At 63.9% G+C, this 4,718-nt stretch carries 5 protein-coding genes and 1 pseudogene; all 6 read right to left on the bottom strand.

The annotated features are described in order from the left end of the window. Positions 1 to 33: 33 nt before the first annotated feature. On the bottom strand, positions 34 to 810 hold the full coding sequence (locus ACRDUX_RS04785; RefSeq protein WP_526411520.1) for a substrate-binding periplasmic protein: 777 nt from the start codon (positions 808 to 810) through the stop codon (positions 34 to 36). Positions 811 to 1,008: 198 nt separating this feature from the next. Continuing rightward, positions 1,009 to 1,665 carry an amino acid ABC transporter permease gene (locus ACRDUX_RS04780; RefSeq protein WP_526411518.1) on the bottom strand — a complete coding sequence of 219 codons (657 nt, stop codon included), beginning with the start codon at positions 1,663 to 1,665 and terminating at the stop codon, positions 1,009 to 1,011. Then, positions 1,665 to 2,306 carry an amino acid ABC transporter permease gene (locus ACRDUX_RS04775; RefSeq protein WP_526411516.1) on the bottom strand — a complete coding sequence of 214 codons (642 nt, stop codon included), beginning with the start codon at positions 2,304 to 2,306 and terminating at the stop codon, positions 1,665 to 1,667. The genes ACRDUX_RS04780 and ACRDUX_RS04775 overlap by 1 nt, the downstream gene beginning before the upstream one ends. Continuing rightward, positions 2,307 to 3,092, bottom strand: a complete 786-nt coding sequence (locus ACRDUX_RS04770; protein ID WP_526411514.1) for an amino acid ABC transporter ATP-binding protein — start codon at positions 3,090 to 3,092, stop codon at positions 2,307 to 2,309. A gap of 78 nt (positions 3,093 to 3,170) precedes the next feature. Next, a complete protein-coding gene (locus ACRDUX_RS04765; RefSeq protein WP_526411512.1) occupies positions 3,171 to 4,163 on the bottom strand; it encodes an ornithine cyclodeaminase family protein in 993 nt (330 codons plus the stop codon). A gap of 7 nt (positions 4,164 to 4,170) precedes the next feature. Continuing rightward, positions 4,171 to 4,718 (bottom strand): annotated as a pseudogene (locus ACRDUX_RS04760) (aldehyde dehydrogenase (NADP(+))); the annotation flags it as partial.

Here is a 4,718-nt window from a genome sequence, read left to right as displayed (position 1 = left end):
CTCCTGGCCCGCCGCGGTGAGGGCTTCGATCAACTAGCTCGCCGGCACGACGTACTGCTTCGGCGCGACGTCGGCCAGCTTCGGTGAGAGTCCGGCGTCGGTGATCAGCTTGGTGACGGTGCCGTCTTGGCGCTGCGACTCGATGCCGTCGCTGAGCGCCTTGCCCAAGGACGTGTTGCCCTTGGTGTACGGAAAAGCGGCCTCCGGCGCCTGGACGATGGCCTGCACACGCGGGTCCGGGTTCTCGTTGGCCAGGAACACCTGCACGTCCTTGACGTCCTTGAACTGCGGGACCAGTACTCCGTAGGCGTCGACGTCGGCATCGAGTCGGCCGGCGTCGAAATCCGCCTTGAGCTCTACGCTGCTGGGATATGTCTTGAGCTTGTCGCCCAGTATCTTCTTGAGGTCCTCGACCCACAGGTATCCGTCGATCGTGCCCACCGTCCCGATCTTCTCCAGGTCGGAGACGGTCTTCGCGCCGGACTTGGACGCGATACCCATCCCGTCGAGGTAGGTGGAGCTGGAGAAGTCCACCGCTGTCATGCGTTTCTCGGTGGCATCGATGGTGCCCACCGCCAAGTCGATGGTGCCGCTGCTGATCGACTGCACGGCGTCGGCGTAGGTGGCTTGCTGGTAGACCGGCTCCAGGCAGTCCTCCTTGGCGATCGTGTTGACGATCGAGATGTCGATGCCCTCCGGGTTGCCGCTGTTGTAGCTGCTGAACGGCGGGATGTCGATGACGCCGATCGTCAGCTTGCCCGGGCTGATGGTATGGACGTTCTCCTGCTTGGGCTTGCAGTCGGAGGCCACCGACGAGCCACTATCGCCGCTGCTACACCCGGTCAGCAAAGTTGCTACGACGCCGGCGCTGGCAACAATTGCTGCATAACCTCTTATTCGCGGGGTGGTCATAATTTCTCGACTTTCGTTGGAAGCTATTTCGATCAATTCGCGGGAGCAGAATTCTCGGAACCACTCGATGACGGTGCGTGCTCAATTTGAAGTCGACTAGGCGTATCTCCGATGAATCCGCCTCTCGAAATAAACGGTAATCCAGGTAGCGGGCATGGATATGCACGCGTAAACAAGTCCGGCGAGAATGAACACCTCCAGATAGTTGAAGGTCCTGCTGCCGATCGAATACGAGGTCTTCATCAGTTCCGGGACAGCGATGCCGTAAGCCAGCGACGTCCCCTGAAACATCTGGATCGCCAATCCCATCAGTCCGGGCGACGCCGAGCGCAATCCCTGCGGCAGGCGCACCCGGTAGAAGATGGGCCAGGAATGCAGGCCCAGTGCCTGGGACGCCTCGATCTGGCCGCGCGGCACGGATTGCAGACCGGCGCGGAACATTTCACTGGAGTAGGCGGCTGCATTCCAGGTCAGCCCGATGTAAGCGGCGGTGAGACTTTCAAAACTGATCCCGAACTTCGGTAGGCCGTAGTAGACGAGGTACAGGATCACCAGCGCCGGTGCCCCTCGACCTATTTCGACCACTGCCAGTCCGACGGCGCGGGCCGCCAGGTTCTTCGATGCCGTCATCAGCGACAGGCCCAAGCCGAGCGGATAGCCCGCAACGATCGACACGGCCGCGATGAGCAGGCTCAATTTGAGGCCGGACAACATTTCGGGCAGATATTCGACCCAGTTGTGCAGGAAATCCATCAGTAGATTTCCGCCCGCATGCGCCGGTCGAGCTTGCGCGAGTAGTAAGCCACCGGAATGCTCAGCACGATGTAGATCAACCCGGCCACGATGTACGGGATGATGCCGACGGCCGTCGGATGCTGACGCGCGTAAGACTGGGCCTGAAAGACGATTTCGCCCACGATGATCGTCGACGCGATCGAAGAGTCCTTGAACAATCCCATCAGATAGGTCGCCACCGTCGGCGACACGATCCGAAACGCCTGCGGCGCGATCACCCGCCGAAAGGTGACGCTGCGGCTGAGCCCCAGCGCGTTGGCGGCCTCCAACTGGCCGACCGGTACCGTCTGCAGACCACCGCGATAGATCTCGGCCAGGTAGGCCGCCGACACCAGGCCCAACCCGATCACGCCTGCGGTCAACGGGGTGAAACGGATGCCCTCGCCGGCCAGACCGAACTTCAGCACGAACAGCCAGACGATGATCGGCACGCCCCGCACGAAGTCGACGAACAGCCTGCTGACGATGCGGACCGGCCATGCTCCCGACCGCAGCGCCAAGGCCAATGGTAGGCCGCCGACGGCTCCGATGACGAAGGCGCCGAAGGTGAGGTACAGGGTCATGGGCACGCCCCGCAGCACCGCTGTCACGGGATCCATTCAGCGCTCCAGCACCGCGCGCAGAAACTGCCTCGTCCGCGCTTCGGTGGGTTCCTTCATGATCTCGCGCGGGTTGCCCCGCTCGATGATGCGGCCGTTGGCCATCACCACCAACGTGTCGGAAACGTCTCTGGCGAACTGCATTTCATGCGTCACCACGATCATCGTCATCCCCTCGGCAGCCAGTTCGCGCATGACCGCAAGGACTTCGAGCCCGATCTCGGGGTCGATCGCCGACGTCGGCTCGTCGAACAGCATGATCGACGGGTCCAGTGCCAGCGCCCGGGCGATCGCGATGCGCTGCTGCTGACCGCCCGAGCAGCGGGTCGGATATTGATCGCCTTTTTCCGGAAGGCCGACTCGCTCCAGCAGTTGCATCGACCTGTCGTTGGCCTCGCTCTTGGTACGTTTGAGCACGCTCTGCTGGGGGAAGCTGATGTTGTCGAGCACCGACATGTGCGGAAATAAGTTGAACGACTGGAACACCATCCCGACGGTGCCGCGCAGCGCCGCAAGGTCACGACTGCGGATCTCCTTGCCCGGCTCGATGGTGTGGCCTGCCACCCGGATCGTCCCCGAATCAGGTCGTTCGAGCAGGTTGATGCAGCGCAGGAAGGTGCTCTTACCTGCGCCCGACGGCCCGATCAACGCAGTCACCGTGCCCGGTGCGACATGGAGCGACACGTCGTCGAGGACGACGATGTCACCGAAGCGCTTGGAGATGTGGTCGAGGTCGATACCGACATTTCCGGCACGCTCGCTGCCCTCTGCCCCGGTAGGCGTCACCGGTCAGCCTCCCGGTTCACAGCGATCCTCCCGTTGTGTGCCATGTCACATGGCAGTGTGCCATGGCGATGTCTGCGTTCAAAGGCTTTGGTTCGACTTCCTGGGGATTTGTCCTGGCTCGGCTTGTACGACGGCGCTGGCGATGACGAGGTCCTCCCATGACATCCCGACGGAAATGAATACCAGTGGGGCCGTGGATGTCACGCCATCGAGGTTGCCGCATGTGCGCATCGCGACGAGTCGTCGGAGATCACACCGGCCTGCCGCCGCCGCATGGATGACCGCGCCGACCTGACCGGTCGCCATCGCGGGGCTCTCGACCATCACCGTCGACCGTGCGATCAGCTCGTCGTCCACCTCGCGGGCGTTCGGTTCGTGGGCGCCGACACATACGACTGTCGAGTGATCGGCGACCAGCCTGCCGTCGAACAGTGGGACATCGGAGCCGGTTGCGCAGATGATCAGGTCGGCGCGGGCGACGGCCCGACCCGCCTCGGCTGTCCCAATACCGACGGTGGTCGCGGCGACACCGGCCAGCGCGATCGCATCCCGTGGCGTGCGCACGGCCACCACCAGCTCATCGAGCGCACGCGTACCCTCGATGACGGCCAACAGGGTACGGACGTGACTGTGCGCCTGGGTGCCGGCTCCGAAAACTACTACCCGCAAGGGATTCTCGGTCGCCAACAGGCGATCCTTCACCGCGGCCATGGATACCGCCGCGGTGCGTATCGCTGTCAGCTCCGGTCCGTCCAGTAGTGCCCTTGGGGTAGCAGTCGGTGCGTCGAACAGCACGTAAACCCCCTGTATGCGCGGCAGGCCACGGGCGGGGTTGTCCGGTGCAGAGGTAAGCACCTTCACACCCGCGTAGCGTCCGAAATCCGAGGGCATCAGGAGGAATGCACCGTGGCGTAACGGCACTGACCAGCGCGGGATGTCGGTGTCTGGGTCCAGCCCCGCCGCCAAGGCGTCGCGAACCGCCTCCACCGCACGCATCGGCGACAGAGCAGCCCGAATGGCGGTCCGATCGTAGAAGGCCAACCCCGTCGGCTGGTCGGCTGTGGCGACCATGGTGTCCTCAGTACCGTCCGGACAGCGAACCCCATTGAGCCGATAGCCCTTTGAGGCTGCGCCGTTGCGGAATCTGCCACGGGTTGTCGTCGCGCAGTGGCGGTGGCAGCAGCGACTCCGGTGCATTCTGGTAGGACACCGCGCGCAAGAACCGGCCGATCGCGGCCGTTCCGACCGACGTCGCGTCCACGGTGGTCGCCGGATGCGGGCCGCCATGTTGCATTGCGGCGGTGACGGATACCCCAGTGGGCCAGCCGCCGAACAACACCCGACCCGACACCTGCATCAGCGCATGGACCAGGGCGGCCAGTTCGGGACTGTCCTCACTGTCGGCGCTGTGTACGGTGGCCGTGAGGTTCCCCGGAAACAGCCGCCGGACCAGCTCGGGCAGTGCCGCGGCGTCGTCGTATTCCACGATGACCGAAAACGGCCCGAACACCTCGTCCAGCAGCTCGCCACCCGCTTCCGCCAATGCCTCGACGGACGTCACGACGAATGTCGGTGTGGCCCAGCCAAACCCGTCGTCGTCGACACGCACGCCGCCGGACACCAGGG

Source organism: Mycobacterium sp., assembly GCF_050701675.1.
Classification (GTDB): Bacteria; Actinomycetota; Actinomycetes; order Mycobacteriales; family Mycobacteriaceae; genus Mycobacterium.
Note: the sequence above shows the minus strand (reverse complement) of the source record. Positions and strands in the feature narration are given on the sequence as shown.